Here is a 17385-nt window from a genome sequence, read left to right as displayed (position 1 = left end):
ATAGTATCTCAACCTTTTTCTTAACGTACAGAGAATAGGTTTATTTGTGTCCAAACGTACAAAATTCCCGACATGATAGATAGGTTTCATTGCAATCAAATACAATTTTATTTAATACGTAACTGTGTTTCAACATCAAAGAAATGTACGTTCTCCATGTCAAATACAAGTTGCATAGCTTCGCCTGTTCGATAATCATTACGTGTATCTAGACGTGCAATAAAGGATTGATTGTGTAACGTAGCATAAATCATTGATTCAGCTCCAAGCAATTCGGCAACTTCAATTTTGATATTTATAATATTATCAGGTAAAGTTTCTAACATACTTGGACTATCATTTATATGTTCCGGGCGAATACCAAGAATTATGTTTTTATTTTCATAGCCTTTTTCACGCAGTACTTCTAATTTTTTTTCTGGAATGCTTAGTTTGATATGACCTAAAACAAATTTTCCATTTTCCACTTTCCCCGTAAAGAAATTCATGGCTGGTGAACCAATAAAGCCACCAACAAATACGTTTTCGGGATATTCATATACTTCTTTTGGTGTACCAACTTGTTGTATCCGTCCGTCTTTCATAACTACCAGGCGCGTTGCCATTGTCATTGCCTCTGTTTGATCATGCGTAACATAAATAGTTGTTGTTTGTAAGCGATGATGCAGTTTAGAGATTTCAGAGCGCATAGTAACACGTAGTTTTGCATCTAAATTTGATAATGGCTCATCCATTAAAAATACTTTTGCATCACGCACAATCGCACGCCCTAAAGCAACACGTTGTCTCTGACCGCCCGATAACGCGTTTGGTTTCCGCTTTAAAAGTTCCTCTAATCCAAGAATTCTTGCTGCGTCGTGAACACGACGCTCAATTTCATCTTTTGGTAACTTACGAATTTTCAAACCGAATGCCATATTATCATACACAGTCATATGAGGATAGAGGGCATAATTTTGGAATACCATTGCGATATCACGATCCTTTGGTGGTATGTCATTCACATATTTTTCATCAATATATAAATCTCCTTGTGAAATATCCTCTAACCCAGCAATCATACGTAAAGTAGTCGACTTACCACATCCAGAAGGACCAACAAATACTATAAATTCTTTATCTTGAATATGAAGATTAAAATCCTCCACCGCTGGTACATTATTGTCATATATTTTATAAATATTTTTTAATACTACCTCTGTCATGTTTTACCTCCTGTAATAAAAAAACTATATATGTTTTTATCATTTTTGTTTTCCCCGAATTTTTAAAGATATAGTATGAATTCAAAATTCACATGTTCATGTTGAACCCCACAAGCTTTTTCTCATCTATCCGAACGAACAATAATACTTCGGAAACTCTACTGGATAAATTGAGAGGACCAGTCTGTATTTCAAGGCATGAGACCAGTATAAAAAAAACGAAATGGTTCCTTTGACTCAAGAAGTAAAATAAGAGAAACCGCCATTCAATTTTGTGCAGTTTCTCTTATTTATCGTGGATTTCTATGAAACAATGGTCCAGTTGTCACCATGTATGGCATAATTTATTGAGTATGTCATCTTATTTAGTAGCTGAGTAGTTACATTTATTTTTTGTTAGCTGTATCCTGAGAAAGCATGTCCATAGAAAATGTTATAAAACGAGAAACTTGTACTGAATTCACTTCTTTCCCCGATTTCTCAATAGGTTGATCTAGAGCCAAATATATGTCCTTTTCTTCAAAGGTAGATTTAATAAGGAAAGTTTCTTTTAGGATATTAACTTGATAAAAATCCCTCTTTAGTGGATCTTTTGCACTTGGATCTGGTTTGATTACTTCTTTTTTTATGTCTAGTCCTTTTTTTTGCGCCATAGCTTGGTTCCATACCTTCAACTCAGGTTCTGCAACCTCATCTAGATACGCTATGATTTCTTCATCACTAATGTCTTGTTTTTTTGCTACTTTACTTTGAAGTTTCTTTGCTACAGTTGTTTTTACATCTTTTCTAAACTCCGGCACTTTCTCTTTCAGTTTTGCATAGAAATCATCCGTTTCATTTGCTTCTTTTTTGAACTCTTCAAGAGTATAAAGACCCTTATTTCCTACAAATATTCCTTTAAATATAACCTCTTTACTGTGTGGCTTCACATAAAACTCCCAACCTCCTAATACCTTTCCTTGAAAATGCACTTTATAATGTTCTTTCTCATTTTTATTCGTTGAATTTGGATTCGGTTTTGTAACTTCTGCTGTTAATGAAATCGTGTATTCTTTGTCTTTTTGATAATAATCTTTTATCTCAGGGACCGAGTTAAACAATACGTCGACAATTTCTTGATCTTCTTTTGAAAGTGTATCTTCTATAGAGAGTTTAGTTTCCTCAACAGATGCTTCTTTAGAAGTTGATTCCATTTTTTCTGCACTCTTTTTTTGATCAACAGTTTTCACTGAACTCTCATCACTGTTGTTACTACATGCCACCATACCAGTTAGCAATATGCTACTACATAACATCAGGATCATTTTATTCTTCTTCAATTCCATTCCTCACTTTACTAGTTATTTTTATTTTTCTTTAATTACTACTACCTGTCATGAAATAAATACAACTTATTCGTTGATATATGTCGTCACTCGATTTTGGATCAGCGCTGCTACATCCTTAGCTGATTTTTGACCACTAAAGTAAGACTTGGACTCCTCAGCAATAATTGATTCAATTTTAGTACTTTGTGGGCTCTGGACGCCTATTTCAGCAACCATTTTCTCTAATCCTTGTATATCACTCTCACTAACGTTAATAGAACCAACTGGACCCTCAAGTTTTCCTTTTTCCTTCAGCGTTTTGATTTGTTGTTCATATACAGCTTTATTAATTGGAAATCCATTCCCTTTACTTTGGACCTCATCAGACATTAAAAACTTAAGAAAATTCCATGCTTCCTTTTTAACCGGAGATTTCGCATTTATACCTACTGTTGTGTTCGGTGTAAAAGCAATTTCCTTTTTTTGTCCAGCTATATGTGGTTTTTGATATATTTTTGCCCCTGTTATCCCCAATGAAGCTCCCGTACTGAAATAATCTTCTACCGACATGATCATTGGTAGACGGACAAAATATGCTTCTCCTAAACTCACAGAATCTGCAGTGGCTATTTTCTGGTCATACATCTTCTTTACGTCTTCCAGCATCTGTACAAATAAATCAGATTGGAACTTTGCTTGTCCACTTGCTTTATCTACTAACTCACCATAATGATCTTGCACCAGAAATTGCAGCATTTGTTCCGGAGGAGTATTTCCAATAACATGTGTATGTGTTCCTTTGCTTGCTAATTCTTTTCCAATGCTTGTGAACTCACTCCAAGTCCACTCTTTGTCATTCACTTTTACTCCAGATTGTTGTATCGCTGTATCGTCCCCCAGCAATCCACTTAACCAAAAAGATAATGGAATACCGTAAAGTTTTTCGTTTGTTTTCGAATTATCTAAAACTTTATTAAAATATTGATTTTTATCAAAAGATTTATCCTGTTCCATCATTTTATTTAAGTCTGTAAGTAAGCCTTTCTTTCCGTACTTGTCCGCTGGTAAACCGTCTAGTACAATCACATCGGATCCTTTACCTGATAAAAATTCTGTATTCACCTTACTAATCGTTTTCTCTGCGGAGGTCTCGTCTGTCTTTGATCCTTCTTTTTTTGATCCATCTTCTGGAAAAGCCCCTTTTATCTGGATGTCAATTTTAGGGTTCTTTTGTTCATATAGTTTCTCTGCCTGTTTTAGGGACTCAGTAGCACCTAAAGTCGACACTTCGACTATCGTTTTTCCATCTTTTGTTTTTCGTTCCTCTTTGCTATCACTATTTCCACAAGCTGCCACAGAGATAAGTGATAGGCTTGCTACTAGCATCATACAAACCTTTTTCATTTTAGATTCTCTCCTTATTTTTGTTATTTTACCTTTACTCGTTCTCCTTTTTTCAAAGGCTCACTGCTGTCTAAAACAATTTGATCTTTCTCATATACTCCTTCTAATACTATTGTTTCTTGCCCGTTGGATTCACCAACAGTAATAGGAGACTTTTCTATATAAAAGGCATTACCTAAAGGTCCTTTTTTTTCTTCTATTGTATAGACAAATGTTCCCTGATTATCCCTCTTGATCACCTTATTTGGTATAAGCACGCCTTTAGTAATTTGTTTAGTCAGTTTAGCTTCCACCTGCTCCCCTTTTTTAAGTTCTTCTCCTTGTACTTTTACAAGAATACGTTTCTGTGGTTGTGGAGTTGCTGGTGTTTGTTCGCCTTTTTGTTCATCTTGCTGTTTACCTTGTTCCTCCAGTCTCTCATTTTCATTACTTTCTATATTTTTAATCTCTATAAGTTCACCTTCTAAGGATTTAGCATTTCCTTTCATCTCTATCTTTTCTCCAACCTTCAAGTGCATAGCTAAATCAGAAGGGACTTGTAATTCAACTTTAAAGCCTTTACTCTCATCAGAGAGAATTATATCTCCTTCTTCTTTCGCAGAAAGTTGATCTTTCTTTGCATTTATTTTTGTAACAACTCCATCAAAAGGAGCAATTAGGTTCTTGCTCTTTTCCAATTCTTCTTTTAAATTTTTAATTTTTCTTTCTTGAACACTAATCTCAATTTTTTTGCTCTCCACAGCTGTTTTGAGACTTTGTATACTTGTCTCACTTATCCCCCCATTTGGTTGATTATTTGATTTGTTTTCTTGTTGATTATCCTGTTCATTATTTGGTTGATCATTTGATCTGTTTTCTTGTTGATTTTTTTTTGCTTCATTATAGTTCGCTTGAGCGTCATTCAGTGCTAATTTATTAATTTGAAGAGTTGCTTCTTCATCAAGAATCTCTTGTTCACTCTTTTTACTATCGTATGTCACTAATAATTGGTTTTTTTTGACACGGTCTCCTTCCTTTACATGTACCTCCTTCACTTTCGCCTCTACGCTACTATTACTTAACTTCGCTTCCTCCTGTGGCAGTAACTCGCCATTACCTGTAAATGTTTGTGTAAGCTGACCATTTCTTGGCTTATCTGTAGTGACCTTTGGCAAGTTCCAATTCGCTAGCGTATTGCTAAAGAGTGTAAGGATAATTAAGAGCCCTATAAATAAACTGGAAATAATTTTGATATTTCGTTTTTTTCTTGCTACTACTTGTTCGTTTGTATCTTCCATTTTGTTCCCCCTAAAATCTTTCCGAAAGAAAGCTTATATGATAAGTTTTCGTTATTCTTTCACACCTGATAATTGAATTCCTTTGATAAAGTAGGACTGAGCATATAAAAACAACAGAATCATTGGGGTCATATACAGGATAGAAGCAGAAAACCCCACACCGCGTGCCCCTTCATTAATTTTTGATAAATAGAGCGATAATGGATGTTTGGATTCATCATTCAGAAAAATAAGTGGCTGTTCGATCATATTCCAATAGTCCGCAAATAATAAGACAATAAGAGCAGCAATTCCAGGACGAATAAGAGGAAGAATAATCTTAAAAAAGATTGTAATATGGCCAGCTCCATCCATCTTAGCTGCCTCTATATACGCATCCGGGATATGCAACATGAACTGCCGGAGCATAAATACACCGAATGCTCCAAAGATTCCTGGAAGAATAATAGACGCTGTACTGTTTAATATTCCAAGTTTATCTGCCATGATATAATTCGGTACCAGTGTAACTTGGAATGGCATAAGCATTGTCAAAAGATAAACTATAAACAACTTGTCTCTTCCTCGAAATTGAATCTTGGCAAAGACATAGGCTGCAAACGATGCAACGATGACTTGACCTACTATTATTGGTACAACCATGAATACTGAATTCCAAAACATTTTTAAGAATGCCGGATTTTTCACTAATACTGTTCCATACTGTTCAAATGACACTAAATCTGGGATTAATTTTAAATTAACGAACGGTGTATCCTTTTTCATTTCTCCAATCGAATCATAATTGTATCCAATCTCATGCTCAGTCATGAATGAATTCGTTAGGGTAAATATGATTGGAAATAGCATCATAACCGCTACTATAGTCAAAAATAGCGTTAACATCCATTTACGAAATACATTTTCTTTTTTCATCTGCTTTTCCCACCTAATTCATAAACTTTCGAAAACGACGTTCTATTGCAAACAATATGAATACAATGATAGAAATAACCGCCACCATCAACGTGGCAGCCGCTGTCAACTTTTGAATATCAAGCGACACGAACATATTGTTCATATAATGCTGCATCATATACAAGCTGTCATGCGGATAACTTCCTGCAATCAGATATGTTTCCCGAAAGACTTTAAACGAATTGATAATCGACATTAATATGACAAAGAACATTGTTGGTGTTAAATAAATGAGTGTAATATTTATAAATGTATGCATACGACCTGCACCTTCAATTTCTGCAGTTTCGTAATACTCTTTGGGGATATTTTGTAAAGCTGCCAAGAATAAAATAATGTTGTATCCGATATTTTTCCATAAATATACGATTGACAAGACAACAATTGCCCAACTGGATTTCATCCAATCAATTCGTTCAAACTCCATATTGTGCATCCATACGTTAAATGTACCGTTCCAATCAAATAAAATTTGCCAGAGCATGACAATAGAAGCCACAGGAACGACAAGTGGTAGTACAAACGCGCTTCTTAACCAATTTTGAATATATATATTTTGATTCAAACAAAGTGCCAGTAATAAAGAGATAATGATTACGAGCGGTACACTCACTGCGGTAAACCAAAACGTATTCGTTGCTGCTTTGAGAAAAGAAGCACTACCCAGCAGTTCTTTATAATTGGCTAAACCGACAAAAGAACCATCAGTCATGCCATCCATTAACGAATAGATCATTCCCATTACAAATGGAATCAGATAAAAAATTGAAAAACCAATTGCACTTGGTAGAAGAAAAAAGAATGCTATACTTGTATCCTTTTGCATAAAATCCCAAAATTTTATTGGGGATCTTTTTTTATCTTGAAGTTTATTCAATGATTGATGGCTGCGATCCAAAAAGATATTCCGAATATATAATCGAATTTTGTTTATTTTCATTCGTAGATCCCTCTTTTTTTATGAGTCTATTTTCATAAATACATCTTACAATTATGTAGTTTAGTGGGCACAGATGCAGATGAAATGCAGATAAAATAAAGAAAGAAGGGATTTTAGTTCCGATGTTCATAAAACGGGATGAAAAGTGAATGTCCCTTACCCTGCCTAGAATCATATTGTAAAATCAAAAAGATAATTGATAATTTTTATCAACTTTAGATAGGCTGGGTGGTTCTGTTGTAAAGAGCATGAATGGCTCCAATGCCTTTTTATTGTACAAGGGGTATGTCGAAAGTTTAGAAGCAGGTAGAAAAACGCGAAAAAAAATTAGGTAGACCAACATTAGAAAAAGATAAACTCTCAATTGCATTACGTATGTATGATAGTCATCCTCCATTAAAAAAATAGTAGAAGGAACCGGATTTCAATTGTTAACTAATAATCAATGAATCAAACATGCTACAAAAATTTATTAAAGACTAAATAGTTACAAGCAAAAAACCCCCTGCACTTAGGAGGTTAAGCCATCTTTTCTTTCGATTCTTCACGGAAAAAGCTCTTCATCGCATGAAACACATCAGCTTTTTGTTTTAAAATATAATAGCAAAACTTCTCATCTTTCACATTTTTATATGCTGACATGAGTGTACTGTGGCGATTGTACTGGTTCACCTCTCCATACCCAAACATATTAGATACTTTCATCAACTCCTGCACAAGTTTGACACAACGTGCATTATCAGATGTTAAATTATCTCCATCCGAGAAATGAAATGGGTATATATTATAGCGGTCTGGAGAATATTTTGTTTCGATCAATTCTAATGCTTTTCTATATGCTGATGAGCAAATCGTTCCACCGCTTTCACCTTTTGAAAAAAATTCTTCTTCTGTGACAACTTTTGCTTCTGTATGGTGTGCGATAAATTCAATATCAACTGTTTCATATTTTGTGCGTAAAAAGCGAGACATCCAGAAGAAAAAGCTACGAGCCATATATTTTTCCCAAAGGCCCATCGAACCGCTCGTATCCATCATTGCTAACACAACAGCTTTTGATTCTGGTTTCAAAACTTCGTTCCACGTACGGAATTTTAAATCTTCTCGTTTAATTGGATGAAAGGCTGGATTGCCACTCATTGCATTTCGTTTATACGCAGACATCATCGTCCGTTTTTTATCAATGTTCCCCCAAAGACCCGTTTTGCGAATGTCGTTAAATTCAATGTGTTCAATGCGATTTTCATCCAGTTCTTTCCTCTTCAAATTAGGGAGCTCTAACTCTTTAAAAAATGCTTGCTCAAGCTCTAAAATCGATACTTCTGCCTCGTAGTAATCTTCTCCTGCCGAGTCTCCTGCGCCTTTTCCTTTTCCTGCTCCTTTTTGTTTTTGACCACTAGATCCATCTCTCGCTACAACATCACCCACTTTACTATCACCTGTTCCTTGACCAACATGCTTATTTTTATCATAGTTATAACGAATTTTATATTCATCTAGTGAACGAATTGGTATTTTTACAACATCCCTGCCATTGGACATGATAATACTTTCTTCTGTAACAAGATCTGGTAAATTATTTTTTATTGCCTCTTGTACTTTTTCTTGATGACGTTGCTGATCATCATGTCCTTTACGATGGAGGGACCAATTTTCCTGTGAAATCGTATAATTGGATTGATTTTCTTCTGTCATTCCTTTCCCTCCTTACATAGTTTTTTATGCTTTCATTAAAATACATCCTAAAACATAAGTTTCTTAGTTAGAACATAAGCAACGAAGAAATACACTTCCATAATTAAGAAAGAAACACAATGCATTGTTGCACACTTTACAGCTAGGCAACATATTGTATTGTGTTGACTTTTTTCTGTATGAATGGTTGGTTACTCTATCATATGCTCATTGTGAAAATAATTGACAAATAAATTCATAAGATTGCATTTTAATTTATTCATAGTGGACAAGCATTGCCTATATATAAATTCCAGTTAAAAACGGCATAAAAAACCTTTTCTTTTTAGGGAGGACGAGAGCGTCTGGCCATGCATAGAAGCGGGCAGGGCCTTTTTCTACCACTTGCCATGTTTTAAACAAAGGTAGCAAGCAAGTGCAGAGCATATTGTGTTTTGCATAGTAGCGACTTATGTGTTGGAATATTAAAATGGATTTATATAAAGTTACGTTGAAAAACGGCATAAAACCTCTTTCTTTTTAGGAGGGCGGGAGCATCTGGCCGTGTGTAGAAGCGATCAGGGCCTTTTTCTGCCACTTGCCATGTTTTAAACAAAGGGGGCAAGCAAGTAGCGGGCATGTTTTGTTCTGCATAGCGGTAACTTATATGTTGAACAAAAGATACAAAAAAACTGCCTCAAATAAGAGACAGCTTTTCTTTTTCTACAACCATGCTTATTATCGATTTAATAAACTACCTACATAACGGAGCAATTCGTTTGCAGATGTGGAGTTGTAACCATGTTCATCAATTAATCGCGCCACAACATCATTAATTTTCTTCAATTGATTCTCATCCGGTGTTTTCGTTGACGTCGTAATTTTGACAACATCCTTCAAATCAGCGAATAACTTCTTCTGAATTGCCTCGCGAAGACGTTCATGCGAATTATAATCAAACCGCTTCCCTTTGCGAGCATATGCAGAAATACGAATTAAAATTTCTTCACGGAACGCTTTCTTCGCGTTTTCAGAAATACCAATTTGTTCTTCAATAGAACGCATAAGTTTTTCATCAGGACTCATTTCTTCTCCAGTTAACGGGTCACGCAGTTTCGACTTATTGCAATATGCTTCTACGTTATCTAAATAATTATCCATAAGTGTCTTCGCTGATTCTTCATATGAATATACAAACGCTTTTTGTACTTCTTTCTTCGCAATTTCATCATACTCTTTACGCGCTAATGAAATGAAATTCATGTAGCGTTCACGATCTTCATTACTAATGGATGGATGTTGATCTAATCCATCCTTTAAAGAACGTAATACATCTAAGGCATTAATTGACGCTACTTCTTTACGAATAATCGTAGAAGAAATACGGTTTATTACATAACGCGGGTCAATTCCACTCATACCTTCATCTTGATATTCCCGCTGTAATTCTTCTACATCAATAGAATTGTATCCTTCCACCATCTCACCATCATATAAACGCATTTTCTTAATTAAATCGATGTCTGGCCGCTTCGGATCTTTTAAGCGCGTTAAAATTGTAAACGTCGCTGCAACGCGAAATGTATGCGGTGCAATATGCACATCAGAAACATCACTTTCATGAATCATCTTCTCATAAATATGCTCTTCTTCACTTACCCGTAAATTATATGGAATTGGCATTACAATAATCCGTGAATGAAGTGCTTCATTTTTCTTATTAGAAATAAAGGAACGATATTCTGTTTCATTCGTATGAGCAACAATTAGCTCATCTGCGGAGATTAATGCAAATCGACCTGCTTTAAAATTTCCTTCTTGCGTTAGTGATAATAAATGCCATAAAAATTTTTCATCACATTTTAACATCTCTTGAAATTCCATCATTCCGCGGTTTGCTTTATTTAACTCCCCGTCAAAACGGTAAGCACGCGGATCAGATTCTGAACCATATTCAGCAATAGTAGAAAAATCGATACTACCTGTTAAATCAGCAATATCTTGTGATTTCGGATCAGATGGACTAAATGTTCCAATCCCCGTTCTCCGATCTTCCGAGAAGAAAATACGCTCGACAATTACATCTTCAATTCTGCCGCCGTACTCTTTTTCTAAACGCATTAAGTTTAGTGGTGATAAATTCCCTTCAATCCGCACTCCATACTCTGCATAAAAATCATCACGTAAATGATGCGGAATAAGATGAAGCGGATCTTCATGCATGGGGCAACCCTTTATTGCAAAAACCGAACCGCGATCAGTATGTGAATATGCCTCTAATCCACGCTTTAACATTGTAACTAATGTAGATTTCCCGCCGCTAACTGGTCCCATTAATAATAAAATTCGTTTTCTTACGTCTAATCGTTTTGCAGATGGATGAAAATATTCTTCTACAAGACGTTCTAATGCTTCTTCTAACCCAAATAATTGATTACTGAAGAAATTATATTTTCTTCTGCCATCTACTTCTTCAATTCCAGCATCCTTTATCATATTATAAATACGAGAATGCGCTGTTTGTGCTACCCATGGTCTTTCTTTTAGAATTTCTAAATAGTCAGCAAATGTCCCTTCCCACTTTAAACGCTCTTCTGCTTCCCGGTGCTGTTCGATTTTCTTTAAAATATCCATTATAGCTCCTCCCCCATCTCCTTGTTCAAGCGGATTATTATAAAAGTATGCGAGGATGTCCTTAAACATTCATACGAATCAAAATGAAATCATACACAAACTTTTATAAAGTTTATTACCTAAATTGATAGAAAATTCGATATAATAAAAATGATAGAGATAAATATGAATGGGGGCTATTCTCATGAAGCTTTTATTAATTTTAGGTGTTATGCTCACATTTCTTACTGCTATTTTTACATCAGGATACAATGATAAACCAAGAACAAAATAAAAAGTGATGAGCTTGCTCATCACTTTTTACCTGTTATAAAATAAAGTCTCTCCATATGACAGCTTTTAATAAACAATTTCTACATCTAATCCTGGATAATTTTGTTGACGTAATGCCTCATAAATTAAAATAGCGGCAGTATTAGATAAGTTTAAAGAACGAACTTTATCAGTCATTGGAATGCGTAAGCAACGATCAAAATTATGTTCAATAACATTTGCTGGAAGACCATTTGTTTCTCTTCCAAATACAAAATAATAATCTTTTTCTACGTTGCTATAATCAAATGTTGTGTGTGCTTTCTCTCCATACTTTGTTAAGTAGAAAAACTCACCATTTTCATTTTTCTCATAAAATTCCTCAATAGAGTCATAATACGTAATTTTTACGTGTTCCCAATAATCTAATCCAGCACGCTTTAACGCTTTATCGTCAGTAGAAAATCCAAGCGGTCTAATTAAGTGTAATTCTGCACCTGTTGCTGCACAACTACGCGCAATATTACCTGTATTCGCTGGAATTTCTGGTTGATATAAAACAACATGTATTCCCACAATGTTCACCTCAATCTTTTTCTACTACGTATTATACCACTTGGATAAAAAATCTCTAGTCATTATCAAGAATATGAAAAAACTTATATTTCATTTGCGGTGTATACTTACTTGAATCTTCATAATCCCAATAACGTCTGCGACTATTGGCAGAATGTGCATTTACAAGAGGCATACCATTAGCATCCTTTGCCACGACAATTGTCGTATGATTCCATCTGCCATCATTTTCAAAATCATATACAATGATATCTCCAAGCATTAGATCCTGTGGCTTCTCAACTTGCTTTGCTCGAAGTCCTAGAGAATCACTTGATAAGTACCAATGAAAAGAATGAGCTACCGCCCAGCTCCAGCTCCATTGGCGATTTTGCTGCCACCATCCACTGCGAATATTCGGATATCCAGTCATTGGTGTTTCACCAGCATGCAGACATTGCGAAATAAAATTTGTACAATTATCTTGGAAGTTCTGATAAGCTGGATTCCGATCATCCCACCACCGCTCTGCATATTTCACTGCCTCTAAGCGATTATAACTGTATGGAATATATTGTCCTTTTCCCTTTGTTACTTCACGTTCTAACGTTCCAACTTTCTGTTCATCTATCGGCGTTCCAATTGCTATATCTTGCTTAATACATCCATCTTCTAATCGTAAACGCCTCTCCATTTGTTCTTCCTCTACATAAAATAAATGATGATGACGAATAAAATACTGAAAATGAATTTGATAATCTACTTCATCATAGTTCACACCTTTTAACTGTCTAAGAAAAGATACGTTAGCATTGCTTTTTACAATCTCAGCATTACGTCTTTTACAGAGCTTCTTTTTACGGTGTAACATGTCAACAATTTCATCTGAAATTTCTGCTTCATTCATACGTTTATTTGTTATATAATCCAATTTCCTTTGCAGACACTGTTGAAGATGCTGTTTTACAGACATAGAGTCTCCCCTCCCCTTATTACAATATGAGGGACTGAAGGATAATCTGCTATTTTTTCTTAGCTAATAGTTCAAGGCCACGATTCATCTCATGAAGCACTTCTTCATCTTTTTCCCGCTCTTTCGTTTTTTCAATCGCCTCTTGCACCCCTTCTCCGCCAATTTTTCCTAATGCCCATGCCGCTGTGCCGCGAATAACAGGACGAGGATCTTCTTTCATTACAGCAATTAAATCAGGAATGGCCGTTTCGTCTTTAAAATGAGCCAGTGCCAAGATTGCATTTCGTTGTAACGGCTTTTTCCCTCGCCACGATCCAGACATGATTCCATACTTTTCTTTAAAATCGCGATTACTAATGGTCAGAAGGGGTTTTAATAGCGGCTTTACAAGTTCAGGGTCAGGTTCCATTTCTGGATGATTATGAAAATCTATCCCTTTGTTTTTCGGACAAACAGTTTGGCACGTATCGCATCCGTAAATGCGATTTCCAATCTTGTCTCGATATTCTTCCGGAAGAAATCCTTTCGTTTGCGTTAAAAACGCAATACATTTTTGAGAATTTAATTGTCCGCCTTGGACAAGCGCCCCTGTCGGACAAACATCAATACACTTTGTACAGCTCCCGCACTGATCTTCAATTGGAGTATCTGGTGGAAAAGGAATATTTGTAATCATCTCGCCCAAATAAACATACGAACCAAATTCCGGCGTAATAATGGAACAGTTCTTTCCGCTCCATCCAATGCCTGCTCGCTCTGAAACAGCACGGTCGCTTAATTCTCCCGTATCTACCATAGATTTGACTTCTATATTGGGTAAACGTTCAATTAAATATGCCTCCAGCTTCTCTAAACGATCACGCAAAACAAGATGATAATCTTGTCCCCAAGAAGCACGGCAAAAAATCCCTCGTCTCTCTCCTCGTTTGCTTTGTGGTGCATTTTTTAACTTCGAAGGATACGCCAATGCAATAGCAATAATTGATTTTGCACCTGGCAATAACAATTCCGGATTCGTTCTCTTTTCTATATCCGATTCTTCAAAACCGGATTGATATCCTAATTGTTGCTGCTGAATAAGACGTTGCTTTAATTCCTCAAATGGCGTGGCACTCGCAAACCCTATCTTATCAATACCAATTGTTTTACTATACGCAATAACATCTTGTTTTAATTGTTCAAAATTCACATTTACTCTCCTTATAACATGCATATTTATTTTATTTCACAAGCAGTCATTTTACTTCCATTACTCATTAGTCAAAAGCATTTGCAATATATCATAACGAATTACACATTACTATTTTTACATATATCCATGCACTCGAAACATAAAAAAACGCAATGCCTCGTTTATCTAAGAAACGAAACACTGCGTTGATCACAATGATTATAAAAATACGAAATAATTTCTGGAGCGGGTGAAGAGAATCGAACTCTCGACCAGAGCTTGGAAGGCTCTTGTTTTACCACTAAACTACACCCGCAAATATGAAGAAAATATTAATTTTTGGTTAACTTATGTTAAGAAGTATAGCATGTAATATAAGGCGGTGCAATAATTTTATCGAAAAAAGTCGAAAAAGTGATGAATATCTCATCACTTTTTCGTAACTTTATCAATTGCCGCCTTAATACTATCATAATCTGGATTAACAAGTTTACCATTTATATATATAGATGGTGCACCTTGTACTTTTAATTTTTGAGCAAGGTCAAAATCTTTCTGTACTTTATCTTTTATTTCCTTACTCTTTAAATCCTTTTTAAACTTCTCTACATCGATAGTAGGTAGCTTTTGCTTTACTATATCTACTACTAAAGCCTCTGTAATCCACTCTTCTTTTTCATTCTTTTGATTTTGATATATTTCATCATAGAACGTCCAGAAAGCTTTTGGATCTTGCTTATAAATCGCTTCTCCAGCTGCTGCGCCTAAATCAGAGTCTTTCCCAATAAAAGGAAAATTAATAAAATGAAGCTGAACTTTTCCTTTATTAATATACTCTTCCTTTAAGCGTGGTAATACAGTTACATCCCATGTACGACAAGCTGGACATTTAAAATCTCCAAATTCAACAATATGAATCGTAGCATCTTTCTCTCCTAAAGATTGCTGCGTGCCATATAAAAACGTATCTTTTCCTTTTTCCTTCTTATCGTTCACAAGACTATATACAATTGTCCCAATTACAATAAGCACTGCAACAGAAAAAATAACACCGAGAATCATAATATTTTTTGACTTCATATACATTCCTCTTTAATGTTTTATTCTTTGTATGCCACTATACATACAATATTTATGATATCAATTCTCATATAAACAGTCCATTGAAGTAGCTCATAAAATAAGCAAAATCAAACAAATGTGACAATATTGTGTCTCAATTCGTTTCTATTCATTCACATAAAAAGAGTAAGTTCTTTTGAACTTACTCTTAACTCACAGCTTTCACACGCTCTGCTGGTTGATTATTAGGAATGTCATGACGAATAACAAGCTTTTCACTTGCAGCTTGTACATATTCAGCATGAGTAATATATCCTTCTCGCTCCATGAGCTTCAATACAATATTACGTCTTTCTACAGCCTTATCATAATTTTGTATTGGAGAATAATAAGCTGGTGCTTTCACAACGGCCGCTAGCATAGCACTTTCACTTAATGTTAATTGATCTACCTGCTTATCAAAATAAAGTTTCGCAGCTTTCTCAATGCCCCATGCTCCTTCTCCATAATAAATATTGCTTACATAAAGTTTTAAAATCTCATTTTTCGTAAATGTTCGCTCTATTTTTTTTGCATAGAAAACTTCATTCCATTTACGAGAAAATGTTCGGTCACTTGTTAAAAAAACATTTTTTGCAAGTTGCTGAGTAATTGTACTGCCACCTTGTACAACACCACCAGCCTTTATATTTTCTACTGTAGCTCTAACAATTGCAATATAATCTAATCCATTATGATGATAGAACCTCTTATCCTCAGTTGCGATAAATGCATTCCCTAATTGCTCTGGTAACTCAAATTGAGCAGGTACTGTCAATTTACTTATATCCTTACTTTCAATCATTTTATTTCCAGCAAACACTAGCATACAACTTAGCAATAATAATAATATAAGGGCTTTATAAAAAATCTTTGCTATCGGAGTTAAAGAAATATTATGATGCAAAGTGCGATATGCTGTTCGTTCCTTCACAACAGACACCCCCATTCCTTTCAACATTCATTACTCTTAATTTAAGAATACCTTTCTTTTTAAAAATATCCAATTGATTTCTCTTACAACTTCCTTACAAATTTGTAATTTTAAGGACTAGAAAGAAAAAAGCGCCTTCTACTACAGTAGAAAACGCTTAATATAATCGATTTATTTACGTTCATAAAAAAAAACGAGTAACCTCGTCTAAACAGTACCGATGGTCGGGGTCGAACCGACACTCCAGAAGGAACACGATTTTGAGTCGTGCGCGTCTGCCAATTCCGCCACATCGGCATAATATGGAGGCGGCAACCGGATTTGAACCGGTGGTAAAGGTTTTGCAGACCTCTGCCTTACCACTTGGCTATGCCGCCATATTAAATTTGGAGCGGAAGACGGGATTCGAACCCGCGACCCCAACCTTGGCAAGGTTGTATTCTACCACTGAACTACTTCCGCAAAAATGGCTGGGCTAGCTGGATTCGAACCAGCGCATGACGGAGTCAAAGTCCGTTGCCTTACCGCTTGGCTATAGCCCACCGAGTGATTAATACATTATATGATGCATTAATTGTTTTATTCCTTAAAATATCCGAACCGGACATTTAGTATATTATCACAATCAATTTGTTTTGTAAAGTTATATTTAAAAATGGGGCGACTGATGGGAATCGAACCCACGAATGTCGGAGCCACAATCCGATGCGTTAACCACTTCGCCACAGCCGCCATGCTGTGTTGGCAGGGGCAGTAGGAATCGAACCCACACCGGAGGTTTTGGAGACCTCTGTTCTACCGTTAAACTATGCCCCTATATAAAATATAAATGGTGGAGGGGGGCAGATTCGAACTGCCGAACCCGAAGGAGCGGATTTACAGTCCGCCGCGTTTAGCCACTTCGCTACCCCTCCGAAACTTACATGGTGCCGGCTAGAGGACTTGAACCCCCAACCTACTGATTACAAGTCAGTTGCTCTACCAATTGAGCTAAGCCGGCT

The 17385-nt window shown here is 35.7% G+C and carries 13 protein-coding genes and 9 tRNA genes; all 22 read right to left on the bottom strand.

Annotated features, from left to right (window positions below; genetic code table 11):
* Window positions 1-107: 107 nt before the first annotated feature.
* Window positions 108-1205 (bottom strand): ABC transporter ATP-binding protein, encoded by a 1098-nt coding sequence (ugpC, locus tag BM350_RS17950; protein WP_090918800.1) that lies wholly within the window; start codon window positions 1203-1205, stop codon window positions 108-110.
* A gap of 386 nt (window positions 1206-1591) precedes the next feature.
* Window positions 1592-2509 (bottom strand): hypothetical protein, encoded by a 918-nt coding sequence (locus tag BM350_RS17945; RefSeq protein WP_090918798.1) that lies wholly within the window; start codon window positions 2507-2509, stop codon window positions 1592-1594.
* A gap of 87 nt (window positions 2510-2596) precedes the next feature.
* Window positions 2597-3916, bottom strand: a complete 1320-nt coding sequence (locus BM350_RS17940; RefSeq protein ID WP_090918796.1) for an ABC transporter substrate-binding protein — start codon at window positions 3914-3916, stop codon at window positions 2597-2599.
* A gap of 23 nt (window positions 3917-3939) precedes the next feature.
* On the bottom strand, window positions 3940-5193 hold the full coding sequence (locus BM350_RS17935; RefSeq protein WP_090918794.1) for an efflux RND transporter periplasmic adaptor subunit: 1254 nt from the start codon (window positions 5191-5193) through the stop codon (window positions 3940-3942).
* Window positions 5194-5244: 51 nt separating this feature from the next.
* Window positions 5245-6108, bottom strand: coding sequence for a carbohydrate ABC transporter permease (locus BM350_RS17930; RefSeq protein WP_090918792.1), 864 nt, complete (start codon window positions 6106-6108; stop codon window positions 5245-5247).
* Between the two features lie 13 nt (window positions 6109-6121).
* Window positions 6122-7090, bottom strand: coding sequence for a carbohydrate ABC transporter permease (locus tag BM350_RS17925; RefSeq protein ID WP_170857735.1), 969 nt, complete (start codon window positions 7088-7090; stop codon window positions 6122-6124).
* 519 nt (window positions 7091-7609) lie between these two features.
* Window positions 7610-8785: a sporulation protein YhbH gene (gene yhbH, locus BM350_RS17920; protein ID WP_090918790.1), complete on the bottom strand. Its 1176-nt coding sequence runs from the start codon at window positions 8783-8785 to the stop codon at window positions 7610-7612.
* 717 nt (window positions 8786-9502) lie between these two features.
* Window positions 9503-11398: a PrkA family serine protein kinase gene (locus BM350_RS17915; RefSeq protein WP_090918788.1), complete on the bottom strand. Its 1896-nt coding sequence runs from the start codon at window positions 11396-11398 to the stop codon at window positions 9503-9505.
* 339 nt (window positions 11399-11737) lie between these two features.
* Window positions 11738-12226 carry a tRNA (uridine(34)/cytosine(34)/5-carboxymethylaminomethyluridine(34)-2'-O)-methyltransferase TrmL gene (trmL, locus tag BM350_RS17905; protein ID WP_090918783.1) on the bottom strand — a complete coding sequence of 163 codons (489 nt, stop codon included), beginning with the start codon at window positions 12224-12226 and terminating at the stop codon, window positions 11738-11740.
* Window positions 12227-12281: 55 nt separating this feature from the next.
* Window positions 12282-13178: an amidase domain-containing protein gene (locus tag BM350_RS17900; protein ID WP_090918781.1), complete on the bottom strand. Its 897-nt coding sequence runs from the start codon at window positions 13176-13178 to the stop codon at window positions 12282-12284.
* A 49-nt stretch (window positions 13179-13227) separates the two neighbouring features.
* A complete protein-coding gene (gene queG, locus BM350_RS17895) occupies window positions 13228-14367 on the bottom strand; it encodes a tRNA epoxyqueuosine(34) reductase QueG (protein ID WP_090918779.1) in 1140 nt (379 codons plus the stop codon).
* Between the two features lie 224 nt (window positions 14368-14591).
* Window positions 14592-14665, bottom strand: a tRNA-Gly gene (locus tag BM350_RS17890).
* Between the two features lie 113 nt (window positions 14666-14778).
* Window positions 14779-15429, bottom strand: a complete 651-nt coding sequence (locus tag BM350_RS17885) for a DsbA family protein (RefSeq protein WP_139207741.1) — start codon at window positions 15427-15429, stop codon at window positions 14779-14781.
* A 190-nt stretch (window positions 15430-15619) separates the two neighbouring features.
* Complete coding sequence (locus tag BM350_RS17880) at window positions 15620-16399, bottom strand: transglycosylase domain-containing protein (protein WP_090918840.1); 780 nt, start codon at window positions 16397-16399, stop codon at window positions 15620-15622.
* Between the two features lie 200 nt (window positions 16400-16599).
* A tRNA-Leu gene (locus tag BM350_RS17875) sits at window positions 16600-16681 on the bottom strand.
* 6 nt (window positions 16682-16687) lie between these two features.
* Window positions 16688-16761, bottom strand: a tRNA-Cys gene (locus BM350_RS17870).
* A 10-nt stretch (window positions 16762-16771) separates the two neighbouring features.
* Window positions 16772-16846: transfer RNA gene (locus tag BM350_RS17865), tRNA-Gly, on the bottom strand.
* A 5-nt stretch (window positions 16847-16851) separates the two neighbouring features.
* A tRNA-Gln gene (locus BM350_RS17860) sits at window positions 16852-16926 on the bottom strand.
* A gap of 114 nt (window positions 16927-17040) precedes the next feature.
* Window positions 17041-17116 (bottom strand) — tRNA-His (locus BM350_RS17855).
* A gap of 10 nt (window positions 17117-17126) precedes the next feature.
* Window positions 17127-17200, bottom strand: a tRNA-Trp gene (locus tag BM350_RS17850).
* Window positions 17201-17214: 14 nt separating this feature from the next.
* Window positions 17215-17298 (bottom strand) — tRNA-Tyr (locus BM350_RS17845).
* 10 nt (window positions 17299-17308) lie between these two features.
* Window positions 17309-17384: transfer RNA gene (locus tag BM350_RS17840), tRNA-Thr, on the bottom strand.
* Window position 17385 lies beyond the last annotated feature (1 nt).

It is taken from the genome of Bacillus sp. 103mf (assembly GCF_900116295.1).
GTDB classification, from domain to species: domain Bacteria; phylum Bacillota; class Bacilli; order Bacillales; family Bacillaceae_G; genus Bacillus_A; species Bacillus_A bruguierae.
Note: the sequence above shows the minus strand (reverse complement) of the source record. Positions and strands in the feature narration are given on the sequence as shown.

What these genes read in the sequence shown, in the direction of transcription:
- ugpC (WP_090918800.1), bottom strand. Translation starts at nt 1,205, where the DNA reads ATGACAGAGGTAGTATTAAAAAATATTTATAAAATATATGACAATAAT.
- BM350_RS17945 (WP_090918798.1), bottom strand. Translation starts at nt 2,509, where the DNA reads ATGATCCTGATGTTATGTAGTAGCATATTGCTAACTGGTATGGTGGCA.
- BM350_RS17940 (WP_090918796.1), bottom strand. Translation starts at nt 3,916, where the DNA reads ATGAAAAAGGTTTGTATGATGCTAGTAGCAAGCCTATCACTTATCTCT.
- BM350_RS17935 (WP_090918794.1), bottom strand. Translation starts at nt 5,193, where the DNA reads ATGGAAGATACAAACGAACAAGTAGTAGCAAGAAAAAAACGAAATATC.
- BM350_RS17930 (WP_090918792.1), bottom strand. Translation starts at nt 6,108, where the DNA reads ATGAAAAAAGAAAATGTATTTCGTAAATGGATGTTAACGCTATTTTTG.
- BM350_RS17925 (WP_170857735.1), bottom strand. Translation starts at nt 7,090, where the DNA reads ATGAAAATAAACAAAATTCGATTATATATTCGGAATATCTTTTTGGAT.
- yhbH (WP_090918790.1), bottom strand. Translation starts at nt 8,785, where the DNA reads ATGACAGAAGAAAATCAATCCAATTATACGATTTCACAGGAAAATTGG.
- BM350_RS17915 (WP_090918788.1), bottom strand. Translation starts at nt 11,398, where the DNA reads ATGGATATTTTAAAGAAAATCGAACAGCACCGGGAAGCAGAAGAGCGT.
- BM350_RS17900 (WP_090918781.1), bottom strand. Translation starts at nt 13,178, where the DNA reads ATGTCTGTAAAACAGCATCTTCAACAGTGTCTGCAAAGGAAATTGGAT.
- BM350_RS17885 (WP_139207741.1), bottom strand. Translation starts at nt 15,429, where the DNA reads ATGAAGTCAAAAAATATTATGATTCTCGGTGTTATTTTTTCTGTTGCA.
- BM350_RS17880 (WP_090918840.1), bottom strand. Translation starts at nt 16,399, where the DNA reads ATGGGGGTGTCTGTTGTGAAGGAACGAACAGCATATCGCACTTTGCAT.